The organism is Streptomyces sp. AF1A (assembly GCF_047340315.1).
Taxonomy (GTDB): domain Bacteria; phylum Actinomycetota; class Actinomycetes; order Streptomycetales; family Streptomycetaceae; genus Streptomyces.
Genome location: NZ_JBLEBI010000046.1, coordinates 1 through 21175 on the forward strand (window position 1 = coordinate 1; position 21175 = coordinate 21175).

A 21175-nucleotide genomic window follows, 5' to 3' on the forward strand; every position below is an offset into this window, starting at 1 on the left:
GTCCGTACCGCCTCCGCGAGCCGCGCCCGGGCCTCTGGGCCCACCGCGGCGCGGTGCGTGGCGATGAAGTCCTCCGCGGCCGGGACCGTGCTGCGGGCGACGAGCAGGGCAGCGGTGCCCATGACGCCCGACGGGCCCACGTCCAGTCGGACCACGGCCCGCGTGATCCGGCGCAGGGCGTCGAGCGGGTCGTACGGACCGCGGATCAGCTCCTCCCGCACCGCGGCCAGCACGCCGTCCGCGTGGGCCAACCGGGCGTTCAGCTCGCCGGTGGTCAGGAACGTGCGCGCACCCCCGCGCCGGGCCACGGCGATCTCCGCCTCCCCGCCGGTCAGTGCGGCGGGGACCAGGGCCGCCGCCTCCCGCAGCTGCGCGGCGAGCCTCTCCACACCGTCCACCAGGACCTGCGCCTGTGCCACGGCTCCCTCGCCCGCGCGCAGTTGACGGGCGGCCCGCCGGCCGTCGCCCGCGTCGGCCGCCCGGCGGGCCTCGTTGAGCCGGGCGGTGGCGAACACCAGGCGGTCCTTTGCCTGTTCGACGTACCCGGTGACCGTGTCCGTCGCCGAGGGCGCGTACCGCTCGTGGAGTGCCGCCAGGGTGCCCTGCGCGGTCACCGTCCGTGCCGCCAGCTCCCGGAACCGCGCCTCGGCCGCCTCCAGCGCCGTGTCCAACCCTGGCCCTTCCAGCCCGCGCAACCGGTCCAGGGCGGGAGCCTCCGCGTCCAGCCGCCGTCCGGCCTCCGCGCACCGGCCGACCACGCCGACCAGCGCCTGCCGCCGCGCGGCCGGGTCCTCGGGCACCCCCTGCCCGTACCGCCGCCACATCGCGAAGGCGGCCGCCAACTCGGTTTCGGCGGCCGCCAGGGCGTGCACGAAGGGTGCGGTCTCCGCGTCCCCGAACCTCCCCTGAACGAAGGAGAGTTCCTCGCGACTGGTCCGCACGCAGTCGTCGGCGAGCACCAGGGCGGCCCGGGCCTCGCGTTCGGAGTCGGCGAGGGCGGGGGCGGGCGAGTGCGCCGAACCGGTGCCCGGGGTCGTGCGGGTCCGGGCGCGTCGCGTGCGGCGCAGGTAGCTGTAGCCGGCCAGCGCCACGGCCGCGAGGCCGGCGACGAGCGGCAGGATCAGGTCGGTCGTGGACGTCTCGTCCTGCGGTGGGGCCTGCGCGCTCGCCACCGGCCCGGTGGGGGCGGCGGGAACCGGATCTTGGACGCCGGCCGTCATCACCGGCAGTACCAGCCACCCGGCCCCGACCAGGGCACCCAGCACGGCATGCGCCACTCGCACCCGTATGTGCGCCTTGGGGCGCCGGGGCCGGCCCCGGATGAGGGAGGACGTCACATTTCGGAGCGTATGGGCCGGTAGGCCGCTTCGCGAGCCGGGTGGATACGGGTGGGGGACCAGGCGGACAGGGAGACGGAATGGGCGAGCAGACACCGGACGCACAGCCGGAGCGCCGCGCGCCCGAGAGAGCGGCGCAGACAGGCGCTCCCACGGGCGAAGGGGCGGCGCCGGCCGTCGGCCGGGCGGAAGAAGAAGGCGCGGCGAACGCAGCCGTTCCCACGGGCGAGGGCGCGGCCCAGGCGGACGGCCCCGCACGTGCCGTGTCGCGCGGGTGGAGGCCCCGCCGCCGGACCCCGGTCACCCGCACCCGGCGGTACGTCCGTCGCGCTCTCGTCGTGCTCGGCCTGCTCCTCCTCCCGCTTCTCGTCGCCGAGACCGCCCTGCGTCTCGAGTACACCGGCGATCCGGCCGGCGGTACGCGCACCCGGCACCAGGACGCCCTCTGGCTGGGGCACGCCTGGGTGGACGGCCGCAAGACGGACAAGGACGTGGCGGCGCTGGCCCGGCGGCTGCGCGACACCGGCGTGCGGGATCTGTACGTGCACTCCGGGCCGCTGGAGGACGACGGCACGCTGCCCGAGTCGGCGTATCCCAGGGCCGGTTGGCTGATCCGGGCCGTGCACCGGGAGCTGCCCGGCGTCCGGGTGCAGGCCTGGCTCGGTGACAAGCTGGCCACCGAGAGCCCCGACGGGCTGCACCTGGAGCGGTCCGCCACGCGTACGGCGATCGTCGCCACCACCCGCCGCGTCCTCGCCGCCGGCTTCGAGGGCGTCCACTTCGACCTGGAGCCCCTCCACTCCGGCGACCGCGACTACCTGTCCCTGCTGGACGACCTGCGGACCGTCACCCACGCGCGGCACGCCCTGCTCTCGGTCGCCGCCCACCAGATCGACCCGCTGCCCGCGTTCCACTCGTTCTGGGGCGCGACCACCGGTCACCCCAAGTGGTGGTCGCAGGCCTACTTCGGACAGGTGGCCCGTCGCGTCGACCAGATCGCCGTCATGTCGTACGACACCATGCAGCCGCTGCAGAGCCTGTACGGCGGCTATGTGGCCGAGCAGACCAGCCTCGCCCTGGAGGTCACGCCCGACACCACCGACCTGCTGATGGGCCTGCCGTTCTACCACGAGAACCGGTTCGGCCACTGGGCCCACGCGGAGACCGTCCCGGCCGCCGTCCGGGGCGTCCGGCTGGGGCTGTCCCGTACCGACGCCGGACGCGCCCGCTTCGGCGTCGCCCTGTACGTGGACTTCGCCGCGACGGACGCGGACTGGCGGGCCTATTCCGAGGACTGGGTCCGGTGACCGGAGCCGGGGCCGGGCCCGCGCATGCCGGCCCGGCGCCCCGGCGGTTGCGCTACGAGGAACGCCGCCTGATCTTCGCGCCCAGCCACACGAGCGGGTCGTACTTGCGGTCGACCGCCCGCTCCTTCAGCGGGATCAGGGCGTTGTCCGTGATCCTGATGCCCTCGGGGCACACCTCCGTGCAGCACTTGGTGATGTTGCAGTAGCCGAGGCCGTGCTCGTCCTGGGCGGTGCGCTTGCGGTCCAGGCCCGTCTCGGCGGCCGCGTCCAGGGGGTGCATGTCCAGCTCTGCGATGCGCATCAGGTAGCGCGGTCCCGCGAACACCGCCTTGTTCTCCTCGTGGTCGCGGACGACATGGCAGGTGTTCTGGCACAGGAAGCACTCGATGCACTTGCGGAACTCCTGCGACCGGTCCACGTCCTCCTGGAACATGCGGTACTCACCCGGGCCCAGGCCGGCCGGCGGCACGAACGCGGGCACCTCCCTGGCCTTCTGGTAGTTGAAGCCGACGTCCGTCACCAGGTCCCGGATCACCGGGAAGGCGCGCAGCGGAGTGATCGTGATGGTCTCTTCCCGGTCGAAGACCGACATGCGGGTCATGCACATCAGGCGCGGGCGCCCGTTGATCTCGGCCGAGCACGAACCGCACTTGCCCGCCTTGCAGTTCCAGCGCACGGCCAGGTCCGGCGCCTGCGTCGCCTGCAGGCGGTGGACGATGTCCAGGACCACCTCGCCGTCGTTGACCTCGACCTTGAAGTCCTCGAGGCCGCCGCCCTGCTCGTCGCCCCGCCACACCTTGAAGCGGGCCTCGTAGCTGCTCATTCGTACAGCTCCTCTTCGGCGAGGTACTTGACCAGCTCCTCCTTCTCGAAGAGGGCGAGCAGGTCGGGGCGGATGGGTTCGGTGTTCTCGCGGGCCAGCCGGATCTGGCCGCGGGCGGGATCGGTCGCCGCCAGCCCGCCCGTGGGGTCGGCGAGCCTGCACAGCAGGTTGACGTTGCGCCACCGGCGGTCCATCGTCGGGTGGTCCTCGCGGGTGTGTCCGCCGCGCGACTCGGTCCGCTCCAGCGCGGCCCGCGCCACGCACTCGCTGACCAGCAGCATGTTCCTCAGGTCCAGCGCGAGGTGCCAGCCCGGGTTGAACTGGCGGTGGCCCTCGACCCCGGCCCGGCGGGCGCGGACCCGCAGGTCGGCGAGCCTCTGCAGGGCCTGCTCCATCTCGCCCTCGCGGCGGATGATGCCGACCAGGTCGTTCATGGTCTGCTGCAGCTCCTGGTGCAGGGTGTACGGGTTCTCCGGCGGGCCCGCCTCGCCCTCGGTCTCCGCGGAGAAGGGCCGCAGCGCCTCCGCCGCCGCCGTGTTGACCTCGGCGTCGTGGACCGGCGACCGCCCGTCGGCGAGCCCCTGCGCGTACTCCGCCGCGTGCCAGCCGGCGCGCCGCCCGAAGACCAGCAGGTCGGACAGGGAGTTCCCGCCGAGCCGGTTGGAGCCGTGCATGCCGCCCGCCACCTCACCGGCCGCGTACAGGCCCGGCACGCCGCGCGCCGCCGCCGTGTCCGAGTCGACGGCGATGCCGCCCATCACGTAGTGACAGGTCGGCCCGACCTCCATCGCCTCCGCCGTGATGTCGACGTCCGCCAGCTCCTTGAACTGGTGGTACATGGAGGGCAGCCGGCGCCGGATGACCTCGGCCGGCATCCGGGTGGACACGTCCAGGAAGACCCCGCCGTGCGGCGAGCCCCGGCCGGCCTTCACCTCGGCGTTGATCGCGCGTGCCACCTCGTCGCGGGGGAGCAGCTCGGGGGGCCGCCGGTTGTTCTCCGGGTCCTCGTACCACCGGTCGGCCTCCTCCTCCGACTCGGCGTACTTCTCCTTGAAGACGTCCGGAACGTAGTCGAACATGAACCGCTTGCCCTCGGAGTTGCGCAGGACCCCGCCGTCGCCGCGCACCGACTCGGTGACGAGGATGCCCTTCACCGACGGCGGCCAGACCATGCCCGTCGGGTGGAACTGCACGAACTCCATGTTCACCAGCGGCGCCCCGGCCAGCAGCGCGAGCGCGTGCCCGTCACCGGTGTACTCCCAGGAGTTGGACGTGACCTTGAAGGACTTGCCGATGCCGCCGGTCGCGAGGACCACGGCGGGGGCCTCCAGGACGAAGAAGCGGCCGGTCTCGCGCTCGTAGGCGAAGACGCCCGAGACGCGATCGCCGTCCTTCAGGATCCTGGTCACCGTGCACTCCTGGAAGACCTTCAGGCGGGACTCGTAGTCCCCGGTCTCCTTGAAGTCCTCCTGCTGCAGGGCGACGATCTTCTGCTGGAGCGTGCGGATCAGCTCCAGGCCGGTGCGGTCGCCGACGTGGGCCAGGCGCGGGTACTCGTGGCCGCCGAAGTTGCGCTGCGAGATCCGTCCGTCCTTGGTGCGGTCGAACAGCGCGCCCCAGGTCTCCAGCTCCCACACCCGGTCCGGGGCCTCCTGCGCGTGCAGCTCGGCCATCCGCCACTGGTTGAGGAACTTGCCGCCGCGCATGGTGTCGCGGAAGTGCACCTGCCAGTTGTCGTGCTCGTTGGCGTTCGCCATCGCCGCCGCGATGCCGCCCTCGGCCATCACGGTGTGCGCCTTGCCGAACAGCGACTTGCAGATCACGGCCGTACGGGCGCCCCGCTCCCGTGCCTCGATCGCGGCGCGCAGCCCGGCGCCGCCGGCACCGACCACGACGACGTCCCACTCCTGCCGGTCCACCACGGACATCAGAAAAACCTCGGATCGTCGAAGACACCGGACGCGACCAGATAGACGTAGAAGTCGGCCAGCGCCACGCTCAGCAGCGAGGCCCACGCGAGCTGCATGTGCCGGGCGTTGAGCCGGCCGACGAACTGCCACGCCTTGTAGCGCACGGGGTGTTTGGAGAAGTGTTTGAGCTTGCCGCCGACGATGTGCCGGCAGGAGTGGCAGGAGATGGTGTAGGCCCAGATCAGCACGATGTTGGCCAGGAACACCAGGGTGCCGAGCCCCATGTGACCCCAGCGGTAGTGCGTGTCCCGGAAGGCGAGCACGGTGTCGTAGGTCAGCACGGCGGCGACCAGCAGCGCCGCGTAGAAGAAGTACCGGTGGACGTTCTGCAGGATCAGCGGGAAGCGGGTCTCACCGGTGTACTTCGCGTGCGGCTCGGCCACCGCGCAGGCGGGCGGGGACGCCCAGAAGCTGCGGTAGTACGCCTTGCGGTAGTAGTAGCAGGTCAGCCGGAAGCCGAGCGGGAAGATCAGGATGATGATCGCGGGCGAGATGCCCCACCAGCTCCCGAAGAGGTCCCAGTTCGGCCCGGCGTGCATGGTTCTGCAGTTCTCCGCCAGGCAGGGCGAATAGAACGGCGAGACGTACGGTGCCGCGTAGTAGTCCGCGTTCGCGAAGGCCCGCCAGGTCGAGTAGACGACGAAGGCCAGCAGACCGGCCGCGGTGACGGCGGGGGCCAGCCACCAGCGGTCGGTCCGCAGGTGCGGGGCGGTGATCGCGGCGCGCGCACCAGTGCGTACGACGCCGCTGTTCTGTTGGGGTTCCGTACCAGTGGCCAATGGATGACTCCGGTCGGTCGGGGGCGGTTCAGGGGGCGTGCCGGTCGCGGGCGCCCAGGCCCTCGTCGTCCGAGTCCGTCCACAGGCTGATGTCGTACGGGGTGTCGGAGATGGTGACGAGTTCGGGCCGGCTCGTGGCCGCCGGGGTGGTGGCCGTCTCACGCAGCAGCGCCACGCTCTCCCGAAGATGGTCGGCGTCCGTCCGGACCCGGCGCATCTCGAGGCCGCCGCTGCCGAGTTGCTTCTCCAGCCGTCCCAGCGACCGGTAGAGGTCGTCGAGGCTGCGCTGGACTGTGGTCAGGTCGTCGTGCACGGACATGACTTGCCCTCACTTCCGTGGGTCCTGCGGGCCCTGGGCGGCAACGTTCATGCGCCTGCGAGTGTTGCGCGTCACACCTGGTGCTGTGAAGGGATCTGCATCGATTGGACAGGCGTGCGGGTGCAAATCCCGGTGTGTTTGCGCCGCACGGGTGGCTTACCGTCCGTTGTCGCCGTGTCGCTCGCTGTCGCTGGATCCTTTCCTCTTCAGTAGCCGCATAGATCTGATCAGCTCCAAATACCGCCAAACGTGATCATAACGCCCCGCGGCTTCCCGGAGGTAGCAGAGATGTCCCACCACGGCGCCGGCCTGCGCGCGGTCCTGCGCTCGGCCGCCTTCCTCACCGCGGGCGCGCTCGCGGTGCCGCTGCTCGCCGGCTGCAGCTCCGACGACGGGGCCCCCAAGCTCCTCGCCGGGCAGGACATCGACCTGGTGGCCCGCGACAAGGTCGCCGACGGCGGCACGCTGAAGTGGGCCGTGGACGCCCTCCCGGAGACCCTGAACACGTACCAGGCCGACGCCGACGCCGGCACCACCCGGATCGCCCAGGCCGTCCTGCCGTCGATGTTCCGGCTCGACGCGAGCGGCCGCCCGGTGGCGAACCCGGCCTATCTGGAGTCGGCGAAGGTCATCGAGACCGAGCCGCGCCAGGTCGTGCTGTACAAGCTGAACCAGCAGGCCGTCTGGAGCGACGGCCGGGAGATCGGCGCCGCCGACTTCGTCTCCCAGTGGCGGGCCCTGTCCGGCAAGGACAGCTCCTACTGGACTGCGCGCAACGCGGGCTACGACCGCATCGAGAAGATCGAACGCGGCGCCAACGACCTCCAGGTCCGGGTCACCTTCTCCCGCCCCTACGCCGACTGGAAGTCGCTGTTCTCCCCGCTGTACCCGAAGGACGTCACGGGCACTCCGGACGCCTTCAACGACGGCGCCCGCCGCAAGCTGACGGTCACCGCGGGGCCCTTCAAGGTCGACAAGGTCGACACCGCCGCCAAGAACGTCGTCCTCACCCGCAACCCCCGCTGGTGGGGCAGGCCCGCCAAGCTGAACGAGATCGTGCTGCACGCCGTGCCCCACGACAAGCGGGTGGCCGCGCTCGCCGACGGCAGTCTGGACCTCGCCGACATCGACCCGGGCGACGCCGAGCGGATCCAGCTCGCGGCGCGCGAGAAGGGCGCCGGGGCCCCGCTGCAGGGGGCCGGGAAGACCTCCGCGAAGAAGCTGCGCTCCTGGGCGCTGGCCCACGGCCTCGACTCCGACGACGTCAAGGCCGGCCAGGAGAAGCTGCGCAAGGCCGTCACCCGGTACCTGGACCAGCAGCAGGCCCTGGAGGACTTCGAGGTCCGCAAGTCGCTGGAGCCCGCCTACACCCAGCTCGCCCTGAACGGCTCCACGGGCCCGCTCGCCGACGACCGGGTCCGCCGGGCCGTCGCCCGCGCCCTGGACCGCCAGGAGCTGGCCAAGCTGGTGCTCACCCCGGTGGGGCTGCCCGCCGTGCCGGTCGGCAGCCACCTCGCCCTGCCCGGGCAGCCCGCCTACGCCGACGACAGCGGCGCCCTCGGCAGCCAGGACACCAAGGAGGCGCTGGCACTGCTCGCCGACGCCGGCTGGGTGCCCGGCGGCCCGATCAGGCAGGAGAAGAAGCCGCAGAAGGCGGCCGGCCCGGAGAGCGGCAAGGAGGACAAGGAAGACAAGGAAGACAAGTCGGAGGGCGGTAAGGACGGGGAGTACATCGTCGGCGAGGACGACAAGGGCACGCAGCAGGAGTCGGCCGCGGAGCGGGGCGACGAGGGCGGCCGGCACCTCGCGCAGGAGGGCCGGCACGGCGGCGCGGCCGGCGCGTACGCCCCCAAGGGCACGGCCGCCCCGGCCGGCGCGAAGGCCGCCCTGCTGGCCAAGAACGGCAAGGCCCTCGACCTCCGCTTCGTGCTGCCCTCCGGGCCCGGCTCCGAGACCCTGAACGCGGTCGCCGAGCGGATCACCGCGATGCTCGACAAGATCGGCATCCGCGCGACGATCACCAAGGTCCCGAACGACAGCTACTTCAAGGACCACGTCGCGGCCGGCGACTTCGACCTCGCCCTGTACTCCTGGCCTGCCTCCGCCTTCCCCGCGACGGACGCCCGCCCGATCTACGCCAAGCCGGTCCCGGCGGCCGACGGCTCCATCAACATCGAGCAGAACTACTCGCGGGTCGGCACCGACCAGGTCGACCAGCTCTTCGACCAGGCCGCGGCCACGCTGGACGAGGGCGAGGAGCGGGACCTGATCAAGAAGGCCGACTCCCGCATCTGGGCCGCCGCCGGCTCGATCCCCCTCTACCAGCGCCCGCAGCTGGTGGGCACCCGGAAGAACCTGGTCAACGCCGGGGCCTTCGGTTTCCAGACGCCGGTCTACGAGGACATGGGCTTCCTGAAGAAGGGGGCGAAGGTCTCGCCGAGCCCCACCAAGTGAGCGCGAGGACGGCCCGGGGCACCGCTGCCGCGGCGGCCACGTACCATGGGGTGAGGCCGTGGCGTGTCCAGCCCGGCAGGGCCCGCCCCACAGACGTAGGCGCAGGGCAATCCTCACACTCCGGGAGTACGGCAACCTATGGCCACGCGCCACGACATCCGCAACGTCGCCATCGTCGCCCACGTCGACCACGGCAAGACCACCATCGTCGACGGCATGCTGAAGCAGGCCGGCGCGTTCGCCGCCCACCAGCTCGACCAGGTGGACGACCGGGTCATGGACTCGAACGACCTGGAGCGTGAGAAGGGCATCACGATCCTCGCCAAGAACACGGCGGTCAAGTACCACCCGAAGGACGGCGGGGACCCGATCACCATCAACATCATCGACACCCCCGGCCACGCCGACTTCGGCGGCGAGGTCGAGCGCGGCCTGTCGATGGTCGACGGCGTGGTGCTGCTGGTGGACGCCTCCGAGGGCCCGCTGCCGCAGACCCGCTTCGTGCTGCGCAAGGCGCTGCAGGCCCGCCTGCCCGTCATCCTGTGCATCAACAAGACGGACCGCCCCGACGCCCGGATCGACGAGGTCGTCAACGAGACCTACGACCTCTTCCTGGACCTGGACGCCGACGAGGAGCAGATCGAGTTCCCGATCGTCTACGCCTGCGGCCGCGACGGCATCGCCTCGCTGACCAAGCCGCAGGACGGCACGGTCCCGTCGGACTCCGACAGCCTGGAGCCGTTCTTCTCCACCATCCTGGAGCACATCCCGGCCCCCACCTACGACGCGGAGGCCCCGCTCCAGGCCCACGTCACCAACCTCGACGCGGACAACTTCCTCGGCCGTATCGCGCTGCTTCGCGTGGAGCAGGGCGAGCTGCGCAAGGGCCAGACTGTGGCGTGGATCAAGCGCGACGGCTCCGTGCACAACGTGCGGATCTCCGAGCTGATGATGACCGAGGCGCTCACCCGCAAGCCCGCCGAGAAGGCCGGCCCGGGCGACATCTGCGCCGTCGCCGGCATCCCGGACATCATGATCGGCGAGACGCTGGCCGACCCGGAGAACCCGGTCCCGCTGCCGCTGATCACGGTCGACGAGCCGGCGATCTCCATGACCATCGGCACCAACACCTCCCCGCTGGTCGGCCGCGGCGGCACCGGCAAGGGCGCCGACGCCAAGGCGGCCGTGAAGGACCGCAAGGTCACCGCCCGGCAGGTCAAGGACCGCCTCGACCGGGAGCTGATCGGCAACGTCTCGCTGCGCGTGCTGGACACCGAGCGCCCCGACGCCTGGGAGGTGCAGGGCCGCGGCGAGCTGGCGCTGGCCATCCTCGTCGAGACCATGCGCCGCGAGGGCTACGAGCTGACCGTCGGCAAGCCGCAGGTGGTCACCAAGGAGGTCGACGGCAAGGTCTACGAGCCGGTCGAGCGCATGACCATCGACGTGCCCGAGGAGCACATGGGCGCCGTCACGCAGCTCATGGGGGTGCGCAAGGGCCGGATGGACAACATGTCCAACCACGGCTCCGGCTGGGTCCGCATGGAGTTCGTCGTCCCCTCCCGCGGCCTGATCGGCTTCCGCACCGAGTTCCTCACCCAGACCCGCGGCACGGGCATCGGCCACTCGATCCACGAGGGCTTCGAGCCCTGGTTCGGCACGCTGCAGACCCGCAACAACGGCTCGCTGGTCGCCGACCGCTCCGGTGCGGTCACCGCCTTCGCGATGACGAACCTTCAGGAGCGCGGCGTGCTGTTCGTGGAGCCGGGCACCGAGGTGTACGAGGGCATGATCGTCGGTGAGAACTCCCGCTCCGACGACATGGACGTCAACATCACCAAGGAGAAGAAGCTCACCAACATGCGGTCCTCGACGGCCGACGTGGCCGAGTCGATCGTGCCGCCGCGCAAGCTGTCGCTGGAGCAGTCGCTGGAGTTCTGCCGCGACGACGAGTGCGTCGAGGTGACCCCGGAGGCCGTTCGCATCCGCAAGGTCGTGCTCGACCAGCGCGAGCGGGCCCGCGCCGCGAGCCGCGCCAAGCACGGCTGATCCGAAGGCACTTGAGCCCGGGCTTCCCAGCATGGGGGAGCCCGGGCTTTTCGCAACCCGTTTTCCGGCCGTCGATGATCGATTTCACGGGACGGTTGTCCGTAATGCGGAGATCCCAGACCGATACCCATGTAACACGTCCGTTTCGCGGCCTTCTCCCGTCGAACAGTTTGTCCAGTTTTTGGAAGTTCTAGCCGCCAGCTGTGACTGAATTGAGATTTAAAGACAGTGGTCGCCACCTGGCTCATGGCAGATAGTTAGCCGCGTAGCGCTCGGGTCAATGGGTCACGCGCTGTGGGGACAGCGTGACGACTCGCGAGCACCGAGGGGTGCCTGATCTTCCGTCAGGGGTGTCGGAGGACGGCCGGGATCCCTCTTTGTTGGTGAACACGTGGAGTCATGAGGAGGAACCCCCATGCGCGGTGCCACAAACACCAGGTGGGTCAGTTCGTCGCTTCCAGCGGTGTGATTCGGCTGTAGAACTACGCGCGTCCGGCTGCGGATACGCGCGTTCTCGGAGTACCCGGGCAACCACTCACACTCATACCTGTGAAACGGACGAACCGTGACAAGTCCTATCGACATTGAGGGCGGCGGAACTTCAGTCGTCGTCGACGGCGAACCAGGGCCGGAGGCGAAGGACGAAGCCGTCAAGCTCGAAGGCCGGTCTCCCGGCCAGCTGATGTGGATGCGCTTCAAGCGCGACCGCACCGGCGTGATCTCGGCCTACGTCGTGGGCTTCTTCTTCCTGATCGCCGCGCTCGCCCCGCTGATCGCCAAGCTGTACGGGAAGAACCCGTACACGGTGTACGCGGACGAGCGCCCGGAACTCTTCGACAGCGCCGGCGTGCCGGTGCAGCCCAACGGCGGTATCAGCAGCCAGTTCTGGTTCGGCCTGGAGCCCGGCAACGGCTACGACGTCTTCACCAAGCTGATCTACGGCATCCGCACCTCGCTGATGATCTCGGTCGCCGTCACCATCGCGGTCGTCGTCACCGGCATCCTGCTCGGTGTCGCGGCCGGCTATCTCGGCGGCAGGACGGACTACTTCATCGGCCGCGTCATCGACTTCCTGCTGGCCTTCCCCGCCCAGCTGTTCTTCATCGCGAGCATGCCGGTCGTGGTCTCACTGTTCGTCAGCCCGCGCGACGAGACACCGACCTACGTCCGGGTGGTCGCGCTGATCCTCGTCCAGTGGTTCCTGGGCTGGATGGGCCTCGGCCGCATCCTGCGCGGCACCGCACTCTCCTTGCGCGAGCGGGAGTTCATCGAGGCGGCCAAGGTCAGCGGGGCCTCGCCGTGGCGCATCATCCGCAAGGAGCTCCTGCCGAACGTCGTCACACCGCTGCTGGTGCAGGCGACCTACCTGCTGCCCGGCTTCGTGACGGCCGAGGCCGGCCTGTCCTACCTGGGCGTGGGCATCGTCGAACCGACGCCGGACTGGGGACAGATGTTCGCCAAGGCGTCCACCGAACTGGTGATGCAGAACGACATCACCTACATGTTCTTCCCGGGCGTATCGATGGTCATCTTCATCGTCGCGTTCAACCTGCTCGGGGACTCGGTCAGGGACGCGTTCGATCCCAAGACCGCGCGCTGACCGAAAACAGCAAATCCACTGCACCTCACGGCAGTTCACTGCACGACCAGCAGTCCTCTTCGCACTGGTGACACACACAACGCACTGGTGACACACAGATGGGTGGGAATCTTCGTGATGAGTAGGGGCGGACGCCACGCATACGGCGCACTCTCCGTGCTCGCGGCCGGAGCTCTTGTGCTCACCGGTTGCAGCAAGGGCGGCAGCGACAGCGGCACCAACGGCAAGAAGGACCAGCAGGACGCGAAACAGCAGCAGGCGTCCATCAAGTTCGGCGGCGCGGCCGACTCCACCGGCCCGGCGCCCGCCGTGCCCGGCGCCAAGTCCGGCGGCACCATGGAGGTGCTGCAGCGCGACAGCTACGCGCACCTGGACCCGGCGCAGATCTACGTCTCCGACGAGGGCTCCCTCGCGAACCTGATCCACCGCGGCCTGACCGGCTACAAGGCCACGGGCAACGACGGCCACGAGCACGAGGTGGTCGGCGACCTCGCCACCGACTCCGGCACCACCACCGACGGCGGCAAGACCTGGAAGTACACGCTCAAGGACGGCGTCAAGTTCCAGGACGGCTCGCCGATCACGTCCCAGGACATCCGCTGGAGCGTCGAGCGGCTCTTCGCGCCGTTCATCAACCAGGGCCCGACCTACCTCCAGCAGTGGCTCGCCGACACCCCCGGCGCCACCTACCGCAAGCTGCTCCCGGGCGGGCCGTACAAGGGCAAGCACCTGCCCGACTCCGTCCTGTCGACCCCGGACGACAAGACCATCGTCTTCCACTTCAAGAAGCCGCACCCCGACCTGCCCTACGCGCTGGCGATGGCGGGCTACGCGGTGGTCTCCAAGAAGGGCGACACCAAGGAGAAGTACGACAAGAACCCGGTGGTGACCGGGCCGTACAAGATCCAGTCGTTCAAGTCCGGCAAGTCGATGGTGCTGGTCAAGAACCCCAACTGGGACCCGAAGACGGACCCGATCCGCCACCAGTACGTGGATCAGTTCAACATCACGTTCAACCAGCAGTTCGAGACGTCCACCAAGTCGCTCCTCGCCGACAGCGGCGCCGACCAGGCCGGCGTCAGTTTCAACAACCAGGTCGACGCGGGCAACCTCTCCCAGGTGCTGCGCGACCCGAAGATGAAGTCCCGCACGGTCTCCGGCTACCAGCCGTACGTCGGCCAGATGAACATCAACCTGAGCCACCCGGCCATGAAGGACAAGACGGTCCGCGAGGCCATCGCCTACGCCCTGCCGGTCACCCCGTTCGTGCGCGCCTACGGCGGCACCGACGCCATGGAGGTCGCCGGCGGCCTGCTCTCCCCGACCGTCTCCGGCTACGACCCCTCCTTCGACCCGTGGGGCAAGAAGAAGAACCCCGCCGGTGACCCGGCCAAGGCCAAGGCCCTGCTGAAGAAGGCCGGCAAGCTCGGCATGAAGCTGACCTTCGGCTACATCAACACCCCCGAGGGCCAGCAGTACTCCACCGCCATGGCGGCGGGCCTGTCGAAGGCCGGCTTCAACGTCCAGCGCCAGGAGATCCCGGCCGAGACCTACTACGACCAGGTCTCCAAGCTGAACAACAACTACGACATCTTCCACACCGCGTGGGGCGCCGACTGGCCGTCCGCCTCCACCGTGATCCCGCCGCTGTACGACGGGCGCGTGATCGCCGACGGTGCGCAGAACTACTCGCAGGTCAACGACCCGAAGATCAACAGCGAGATCGACCGGATCAACACGATCACCGACCCGGTCAAGTCCGCGGCCGCGTGGGAGAAGCTCGACCAGTACATCGTCAAGGACGTCGTCAACGTCGTCCCGACCGCGTACTACAAGCAGGTCCAGATCGCCGGCTCCAAGGTCGGCGGCCTGGTCTACGACGACGTGATCGGTGGCATCGACCCGCGTCGCCTCTACATCAAGTAACCGTCCCCTGCCGGTACCCGGCGCGCCCCCACCGAGCGGGCGCGCCGGGTACCGCCCGGACCGCTGACGTCTGAGAGCTGCCACCTGTCATGCTGCGCTTCCTCGTCCGCCGGATCATCGGTGCCGTCGTCATTCTGTTCCTGCTGAGCATCGTCACGTTCGTGCTGTTCTTCGGGGTGCCCCGGGACCCGGCGCTGCTGATGTGCGGCAAGACCTGCAACCCGGACAGCATCGCGAACATCCATCATGTGCTCGGCCTGGACAAACCCATCACCGAGCAGTATTGGATCTTCCTGCACAACCTCGTCATGGGCAGCAGCCAGTTCGCCCAGGGACCGTGCCCGGCCCCGTGCTTCGGCTACTCGTACCACACCAACGAGCAGGTCTGGGGCACGCTGATGGACCGCCTGCCCACCACCGTCTCGCTCACCGTGGGCGCGGCCGTGTGCTTCCTCTTCATCGGTCTCGGCACCGGCCTGCTCGCCGCCTGGCGGCGCGGCACGCTGATCGACAAGGCGGCCACCGCGGGCGCCATGGTCGTCAGCTCGCTGCAGATCTACTTCCTCGGCCCGCTGGCCCTGGCGATCCTCGTCTACCAGACGCACTGGTTCGACAAGCCGGCGTACAACGAGTTCACCCACGACCCCGCCACCTGGTTCGCCGGCCTGATCATCCCCTGGGTGATCCTGTCCACGATCTTCGCCGCTCAGTACACCCGTATGGCGCGGTCCTCGATGATCGAACAGCTCCAGGAGGAGCACGTCCGCACGGCCCGGGCCAAGGGCATGTCCCGGCGGTACGTCTTCTTCCGCTACGCCTGGCGCGGCTCGCTGATCCCGATCGTCACGATCTTCGGCATCGACCTCGGCTCCCTCTTCGGCGGCGCCATCATCACGGAGACGACCTTCGGACTGCCGGGCCTCGGTCAACTCGCGGTCCAGTCGGTCTTCTTCAGCGACCTGCCGCTGCTGCTCGGCGTGATGCTGTTCTCCGCCACCATGATCCTGCTGTTCAACATCGTCGTCGACGCCGCGTACGCCTTCATCGACCCGCGCGTGCGGCTGTCCTAGGAGCACTGTCGTGACCACTCTGACCAAGGAGGCCGGTGCTCCGAACCCGGCCGGCACCGGTCCCCTGCTCTCGGTGCGGGACCTGCACGTCAGCTTCAAGACCGAGGACGGCATCGTACGGGCCGTGGACGGGCTCTCCTTCGACCTGGAGCGCGGCAGAACCCTCGGCATCGTGGGCGAGTCCGGCTCGGGCAAGTCGGTGACGAACCTGACCATCCTCGGTCTGCACAACCCCATGTTCACCACCGTCGAGGGCGAGATCCTGCTGGACGGGCAGGAGCTGACGACGGCCCGCGAGTCGGAGCTGGAGAAGCTGCGCGGCAACAAGGTCGCCATGATCTTCCAGGACCCGCTCACCGCGCTCTCCCCGTACTACACGGTCGGCCGGCAGATCGCCGAGCCGTACATGAAGCACAACGGCGCCTCCAAGAAGGAGGCCTGGGAGCGGGCCGTCGAGATGCTCGGCAAGGTCGGCATCCCCAACCCGCGGCAGCGGGCGAAGGACTACCCGCACCAGTTCTCGGGCGGCATGCGCCAGCGCGCGATGATCGCGATGGCGCTGGTCTGCGACCCCGACCTGCTGATCGCCGACGAGCCGACCACGGCCCTCGACGTGACCGTGCAGGCGCAGATCCTGGACTTGCTCAAGGACCTGCAGCAGGAGTTCGGTTCGGGCATCGTCTTCATCACCCACGACCTGGGGGTGATCGCCGACATGGCCGACGACATCATGGTGATGTACGCGGGCAGCGCGGTGGAGCGGGGCACGACCGACCAGGTGCTGCGCTCGCCGCAGCACCCGTACACCTGGGGCCTGCTGAACTCGATGCCGCGCCTCGACTCCGACCCCGCCGCTCAGCTGTCCCCGATCCCGGGCGCCCCGCCCTCGCTGCTCAACCCGCCGTCCGGCTGCCGCTTCCACCCTCGCTGCACCTTCCGGGACCGGGTGGAGGGCGCGGGCCGCTGTGTGAACGAGCGCCCCCTGCTGGCCCCCGACCGGGCGTCGGCCTGCCATCTGACCGCCGACCAGAAGCGGACCATCTTCATCGAGGAGATCAAGCCCCGACTGGGCTAGGTCATAGGAGGACACCGTCATGACAGAGGACCTGGTCCTCCCGGCCCCGCGTGAGAAGAGCACCGGCGCGGACGGGGAACCGCTGCTTCAGGTCTCGGGGCTGACCAAGCACTTCCCGGTCAAGGGCGGCTTCCCGATCCGCCGCACCATCGGCCAGGTCCAGGCCGTGGACGGCATCGACCTGACCGTGCACGCCGGCGAGAGCTTCGGCCTGGTCGGCGAGTCGGGCTGCGGCAAGTCGACCACGGGCCGGCTGATCACGCGCCTGCTGGAGCCGACGGACGGCACGATCACCTACCGCGGCCAGGACATCAGCCGTGCGAGCCGCAGGGAGCTGGCGCCGATCCGCTCCGAGATCCAGATGATCTTCCAGGACCCGTACTCGTCGCTGAACCCGCGGCAGACGGTCGGCAAGATCATCTCCGGTCCGATGGAGATCAACGGCATCACCCCGCCCGGCGGCCGCGAGAAGCGCGTGCGTGAGCTGCTGGAGATCGTCGGTCTCAACCCGGAGCACTACAACCGCTTCCCGCACGAGTTCTCCGGCGGCCAGCGCCAGCGCATCGGCGTGGCCCGCGCCCTGGCCCTGGAGCCCAAGCTGATCGTCGCGGACGAGCCGGTCTCCGCGCTGGACGTCTCCATCCAGGCTCAGGTCGTGAACCTCCTGCAGCAGGTGCAGAAGGACCTGGGCATCGCGTTCGTCTTCATCGCCCACGACCTGGCGGTGGTGCGGCACTTCTCGCAGCGCGTGGCGGTGATGTACCTCGGCAAGATCATCGAGGTGGGCGACCGCGCATCCATCTACACCCGCCCGCGCCACCCCTACACGCACGCCCTGCTCTCCGCCGTCCCCGAGGTCAACCTCGAGGCCGACGAGGCGGGCGGCCGTGAGCGCATCCGCCTGGCCGGCGACGTGCCCTCGCCCATCTCCCCGCCCTCGGGCTGCCGCTTCCGCACCCGCTGCTGGAAGGCGCAGGACAAGTGCGCGGCCGAGGAGCCGCCGCTGGTCCGGATCCCGGGCAACCGCGACGGCCATCTGACGGCCTGCCACTTCCCGGAGGAGCCGACGACCGAGGCCCGGGACGAGGACATCATCCTGGACCCGGCGCTGGCGGCGCTGGAGGAGGAGGGGGAGGCGGGGAAGGCCGGCTGAGCGGGCCGGGCGACAACGACCGCGGTCCGGCAGCGCCACGCGGGGGCGCGGGGCCGTATCCCTGTGCGACTGCCGTCGCGGCCGCGACCGGCCGCGGCGGCAGTCGCAGTCGAGCGACGGCACATCGCGTCGGTTCCCGGCTGTGCGCTCACTCCTCGCCGGCGTCGGACTCGTGGTCCAGATAGTCGTCGGCGAGGGCATCGGCAAGGTGTTCGTCCACCGGCCGGCCCATCTCGTCCCGGGCAATGAGGGCCCGGCACAGGATGTTCAGCGGGTACAGGGCCCGGTCGGGGCCGTCCGCCGGGAGGGCCACACAGGGGGTGTCGAGGACGCCGGACGGCGCCTGCGGCGCGAACAGGCGAGGCATCGGGGCGTCGGCGGGCAGGTCGACGTCCCGCTCGTACTTCCACACCATGCCCCTGGTACGGCAGATCACCTCGCCCAGATACCAGACGGCACCCTGCACGAACGGGTCGAGCCGCCGGGCGCGCACCTCGGCGTCCGAGCCGAAGACGGCGCGCAGACGGGCTTCCAGCACGTCCAGGGAGCCGGCGCCGAAGTCGAGGCGGTCGGCGGCGCCCATCTGCCCGGCCCACGCGGAGAACGCCTCCCGGCGCTCGGCCAGCCAGGCGAGGAGCTCGGGGTGGCGGGTCGGGTCCATGCCGTGATGTGCGGAGGTGGTCATGGTGGGCCACCGTAGCGAACCGTCCCGGCCGACGATCAACACCCGTGAAACATTTGTGAGTTGACGCGCCGAACGGCCGTAAACCGTTGCGCTGTGCGTTGGCTGTGGTTCTAGTGTGGGTGGCGAAGTGGGCGGGGACATGTCACGGGGGCCCTATCCCCGCCCACCGACCCCGTCCCCTGTGCCCCCCGCCCGGGACAGACATTGAGCACACCCATCAAAGTCCGGCTGAGGAGCCGGCTGGCGACCGCGTTCGCGGTCGCCTCAGCGGCCGGGATGATGCTGGTCGGGCTGCCGCCCACCCTCGCCCACGCCGCACCCGGCGACACCGCGCACATCGTCGGCGGCAAGCGCTGCGACGAGTACCACCTCGGCAAGAGGTACGCCACGACGCCGCCGAACTCCGGCGCGCCCGTCGGCGGCGGCCAGTTCGAGGAGGTCTACGACGGCCCGCCCGGACAGTACTTCTACGACAACGCCTTCAAGGGCTGGGACAACCTTCCCGCCCCCAGCCCCGGCGATCTCTCCGAGGCCGGCGACACGGACGCCGACATCAGGAAGTGGGACGCCGAGTACGAAAAGTCCAAGGACCCGGACGACATGAAGCGGGCCATCTACGCCCGCTACGGCCGGTTCAAGGCCACCGCGAAGAACCCGAACATCGGCTGGGGCAAGTGGCTGCAGAACCGGCTCATCCTCAACCAGAAGAACAACCGCAAGGGTGCGTCCTTCGAGGCCAAGACCGTCCGCGACTTCAACCTGATCGGCCCGGACTGGCTGTGCGAGGTCACGGTCGAGATCAGGGACAAGGACGGCAAGGTCATCGCCCGCCGGAAGTACGACACGTACAACCAGCGGACGAAGGCCGACTTCGGCGAGTTCAAGTCCACCGCGAAGTACCGGCCGGAGCAGTACCGCGCCGACAACATCGTCCTGCGCCACAAGGACGCCACCCACGACTTCACCAAGAGCAAGCTCGTCGTCTACGGCGGTGAGAAGGCCAGCAAGGGCACCGTCGACAAGTACGGCCGGCTGAACCGGGAGCTGCAGGCCGAGCGCGGCACCACCGGCAACCCGGTCCGCATCTACCAGCGCAACGCCACCGGCCAGGGCGTCTACCCCACCACGAAGTACAGCAGGACGTACGACGTGATGAACCCCAACCCCAGGCAGGGGTCGGCCGGCCCCATCGACGACCTCGCGTTCGGCTCCGGGAAGACCCCGGCCGAGGCGAAGGCCATCCAGCGCGAGTACCAGGCCGTCAACACCCGCTCCGCGCTCGGCCGCGGCCCCGGCGGCGTCGACTTCACCACCCTGGAACTCCAGTACGTCGGCAACCCCGTCAAGGGAAAGGCCCTGGACTACTCGTTCAAGGCCGACTACGTGGACGACGAAAACACCGACCCCGGCTACGGCGGCCAGGCCAAGCTCCAGCTCGCCTCAGACGCCATGTTCACCTGGCTCGCGCTCACACCGGACAAGTTCTGGGTGAACCTCAACCCGGACCAGCCCGACAAGATCATGGACTCGACGTTCGCGAAGACGGATGCCGGCCGGGTCCTGCTGGAGTCCGACTTCGCGATGAAGGCCGACTTCGCGCACGCCATGAACCCGAACAAGAACCCGGACGCGAAGAAGTTCTGGGACACCGCCCCGCGGCGCGACGGCACGCCCTGCTTCCCCTCCGTACGGCTGTGGATCGAGCCCGAGCCGGCGAAGGTCCGCGAGCAGGACGGCGGCATCTACATCCTCGACGCCCCGCTGAAGGTCTCCACCGAGTGGATGGACGTCAAGTACCACCCGCCCGGCGCCCGCGTCTGCGACCTCACCGCACCGGAGAAGCGGGCCAGCGAGGCCCTGCTGCGCCAGTTCGTGATCCCGCGCGTCGACAAGGAGGTCAACACCGGCGCCGGGTACGCCGACCTGCGCCGCGTCTACAAGTCCCGCGTGGCCGCCGAGTTCATCCGCCAGCAGGACGCGAGGAAGGCCACCGACTTCCGGCCGGTCATCAACAGCAACAACGTCAGCCGCTGGCCGCTGCGCGCCCCGAACCAGAACTGGACCAAGCAGGACACGTACGACAAGTACATGAAGTCCCTGCGTGAGGGCATCGACTGGTTCGAACTCCGCTACGGCGGCAAGGTCTACAACCAGGGCGTGGGCGGCGTCGACTTCTCCAAGCAGCCGGAGAAGAAGATCAGCAAGGCCCGCTTCACCGTCGAGCACCCGTCGCTGGACACGACCACCAAGCGGTCCCTGCGCGAGGAGACCGGCTATCGCAGCACCTACACCGGCTACTTCGGCGGCAACGGCGCGGCCAAGGGCGACCACGGCGGTACGACCCCGCCCAGCCCGACGCCGACCCCCTCGGGCAGGCCGACCCCGCCGCCGACGCACACCCCGGGCAGCCCGGCGCCGAGCAGCCCCGGCCACCGGAGCCCGCCTGCCACCACCCCGCCCCGGGGCGACGGCGGTGACGGGGGCGGCCTCGCCGACACCGGCACCCAGATCGGACTGGCCGCCGCGGCCGCGGCGGTGCTGCTGGCCGCCGGCTTCGTCCTGGTCCGGGTGAAGCGGCGCCGGCCCACGCAGCACTGACCGCTCGCGTCAGGTCGTCGTCACCGCGGCGCC

General features: G+C 69.8%; 15 protein-coding genes. 9 read left to right on the top strand and 6 right to left on the bottom strand.

Features of this window, described 5'->3' with window-relative positions:
* Positions 1 to 1337: hypothetical protein (locus ACLU3S_RS15805; protein WP_413952479.1), on the bottom strand; the 1337-nt coding region annotated here is incomplete at its 3' end.
* An 80-nt stretch (positions 1338 to 1417) separates the two neighbouring features.
* On the opposite strand from ACLU3S_RS15805, the gene ACLU3S_RS15810 reads away from it, so the two are divergent.
* Positions 1418 to 2644, top strand: a complete 1227-nt coding sequence (locus tag ACLU3S_RS15810) for a hypothetical protein (RefSeq protein ID WP_413952480.1) — start codon at positions 1418 to 1420, stop codon at positions 2642 to 2644.
* Positions 2645 to 2696: 52 nt separating this feature from the next.
* Here ACLU3S_RS15810 and ACLU3S_RS15815 read toward each other — a convergent pair whose 3' ends face one another.
* The 4 genes from ACLU3S_RS15815 to ACLU3S_RS15830 are packed head-to-tail and all read right to left on the bottom strand — an operon-like array spanning position 2697 to position 6535.
* Positions 2697 to 3467, bottom strand: coding sequence for a succinate dehydrogenase/fumarate reductase iron-sulfur subunit (locus tag ACLU3S_RS15815; RefSeq protein WP_413952481.1), 771 nt, complete (start codon positions 3465 to 3467; stop codon positions 2697 to 2699).
* Positions 3464 to 5395, bottom strand: coding sequence for a fumarate reductase/succinate dehydrogenase flavoprotein subunit (locus ACLU3S_RS15820; RefSeq protein WP_413952482.1), 1932 nt, complete (start codon positions 5393 to 5395; stop codon positions 3464 to 3466). Before ACLU3S_RS15820 ends, ACLU3S_RS15815 begins: the two co-directional genes overlap by 4 nt.
* A complete protein-coding gene (locus ACLU3S_RS15825; protein WP_413952483.1) occupies positions 5395 to 6216 on the bottom strand; it encodes a hypothetical protein in 822 nt (273 codons plus the stop codon). The genes ACLU3S_RS15820 and ACLU3S_RS15825 overlap by 1 nt, the downstream gene beginning before the upstream one ends.
* A 28-nt stretch (positions 6217 to 6244) precedes the next feature.
* Positions 6245 to 6535 (bottom strand): hypothetical protein, encoded by a 291-nt coding sequence (locus ACLU3S_RS15830; RefSeq protein ID WP_413952484.1) that lies wholly within the window; start codon positions 6533 to 6535, stop codon positions 6245 to 6247.
* A 288-nt stretch (positions 6536 to 6823) separates the two neighbouring features.
* On the opposite strand from ACLU3S_RS15830, the gene ACLU3S_RS15835 reads away from it, so the two are divergent.
* The 7 genes from ACLU3S_RS15835 (at position 6824) to ACLU3S_RS15865 (ending at position 17859) form a co-directional block, all read left to right on the top strand.
* Positions 6824 to 8989: an ABC transporter family substrate-binding protein gene (locus ACLU3S_RS15835; RefSeq protein ID WP_413952485.1), complete on the top strand. Its 2166-nt coding sequence runs from the start codon at positions 6824 to 6826 to the stop codon at positions 8987 to 8989.
* A 138-nt stretch (positions 8990 to 9127) separates the two neighbouring features.
* Positions 9128 to 11035 (top strand): translational GTPase TypA, encoded by a 1908-nt coding sequence (gene typA, locus ACLU3S_RS15840; RefSeq protein WP_413952486.1) that lies wholly within the window; start codon positions 9128 to 9130, stop codon positions 11033 to 11035.
* Between the two features lie 565 nt (positions 11036 to 11600).
* Complete coding sequence (locus ACLU3S_RS15845; RefSeq protein ID WP_413952487.1) at positions 11601 to 12635, top strand: ABC transporter permease; 1035 nt, start codon at positions 11601 to 11603, stop codon at positions 12633 to 12635.
* 117 nt (positions 12636 to 12752) lie between these two features.
* On the top strand, positions 12753 to 14561 hold the full coding sequence (locus ACLU3S_RS15850) for an ABC transporter substrate-binding protein (protein ID WP_413952488.1): 1809 nt from the start codon (positions 12753 to 12755) through the stop codon (positions 14559 to 14561).
* A gap of 89 nt (positions 14562 to 14650) precedes the next feature.
* Positions 14651 to 15631, top strand: a complete 981-nt coding sequence (locus ACLU3S_RS15855) for an ABC transporter permease (RefSeq protein WP_413952489.1) — start codon at positions 14651 to 14653, stop codon at positions 15629 to 15631.
* Between the two features lie 10 nt (positions 15632 to 15641).
* Positions 15642 to 16706, top strand: a complete 1065-nt coding sequence (locus ACLU3S_RS15860) for an ABC transporter ATP-binding protein (protein ID WP_413952490.1) — start codon at positions 15642 to 15644, stop codon at positions 16704 to 16706.
* 19 nt (positions 16707 to 16725) lie between these two features.
* Positions 16726 to 17859: an ABC transporter ATP-binding protein gene (locus ACLU3S_RS15865; RefSeq protein WP_413952491.1), complete on the top strand. Its 1134-nt coding sequence runs from the start codon at positions 16726 to 16728 to the stop codon at positions 17857 to 17859.
* A 148-nt stretch (positions 17860 to 18007) separates the two neighbouring features.
* Here the strand turns inward: ACLU3S_RS15865 and ACLU3S_RS15870 are convergent, their stop codons facing one another.
* On the bottom strand, positions 18008 to 18544 hold the full coding sequence (locus ACLU3S_RS15870) for a hypothetical protein (RefSeq protein WP_413952492.1): 537 nt from the start codon (positions 18542 to 18544) through the stop codon (positions 18008 to 18010).
* Between the two features lie 204 nt (positions 18545 to 18748).
* Here ACLU3S_RS15870 and ACLU3S_RS15875 point away from each other — a divergent pair, with 204 nt between their 5' ends.
* Complete coding sequence (locus ACLU3S_RS15875; RefSeq protein ID WP_413952493.1) at positions 18749 to 21142, top strand: hypothetical protein; 2394 nt, start codon at positions 18749 to 18751, stop codon at positions 21140 to 21142.
* Positions 21143 to 21175 lie beyond the last annotated feature (33 nt).

Bases quoted from the DNA above. Each gene is read 5' to 3' on its own strand.
- ACLU3S_RS15865 (WP_413952491.1), top strand. From the start codon at position 16,726: ATGACAGAGGACCTGGTCCTCCCGGCCCCGCGTGAGAAGAGCACCGGC.
- ACLU3S_RS15835 (WP_413952485.1), top strand. From the start codon at position 6,824: ATGTCCCACCACGGCGCCGGCCTGCGCGCGGTCCTGCGCTCGGCCGCC.
- ACLU3S_RS15815 (WP_413952481.1), bottom strand. From the start codon at position 3,467: ATGAGCAGCTACGAGGCCCGCTTCAAGGTGTGGCGGGGCGACGAGCAG.
- ACLU3S_RS15810 (WP_413952480.1), top strand. From the start codon at position 1,418: ATGGGCGAGCAGACACCGGACGCACAGCCGGAGCGCCGCGCGCCCGAG.
- ACLU3S_RS15820 (WP_413952482.1), bottom strand. From the start codon at position 5,395: ATGTCCGTGGTGGACCGGCAGGAGTGGGACGTCGTCGTGGTCGGTGCC.
- ACLU3S_RS15855 (WP_413952489.1), top strand. From the start codon at position 14,651: ATGCTGCGCTTCCTCGTCCGCCGGATCATCGGTGCCGTCGTCATTCTG.
- typA (WP_413952486.1), top strand. From the start codon at position 9,128: ATGGCCACGCGCCACGACATCCGCAACGTCGCCATCGTCGCCCACGTC.
- ACLU3S_RS15830 (WP_413952484.1), bottom strand. From the start codon at position 6,535: ATGTCCGTGCACGACGACCTGACCACAGTCCAGCGCAGCCTCGACGAC.
- ACLU3S_RS15870 (WP_413952492.1), bottom strand. From the start codon at position 18,544: ATGACCACCTCCGCACATCACGGCATGGACCCGACCCGCCACCCCGAG.
- ACLU3S_RS15850 (WP_413952488.1), top strand. From the start codon at position 12,753: ATGAGTAGGGGCGGACGCCACGCATACGGCGCACTCTCCGTGCTCGCG.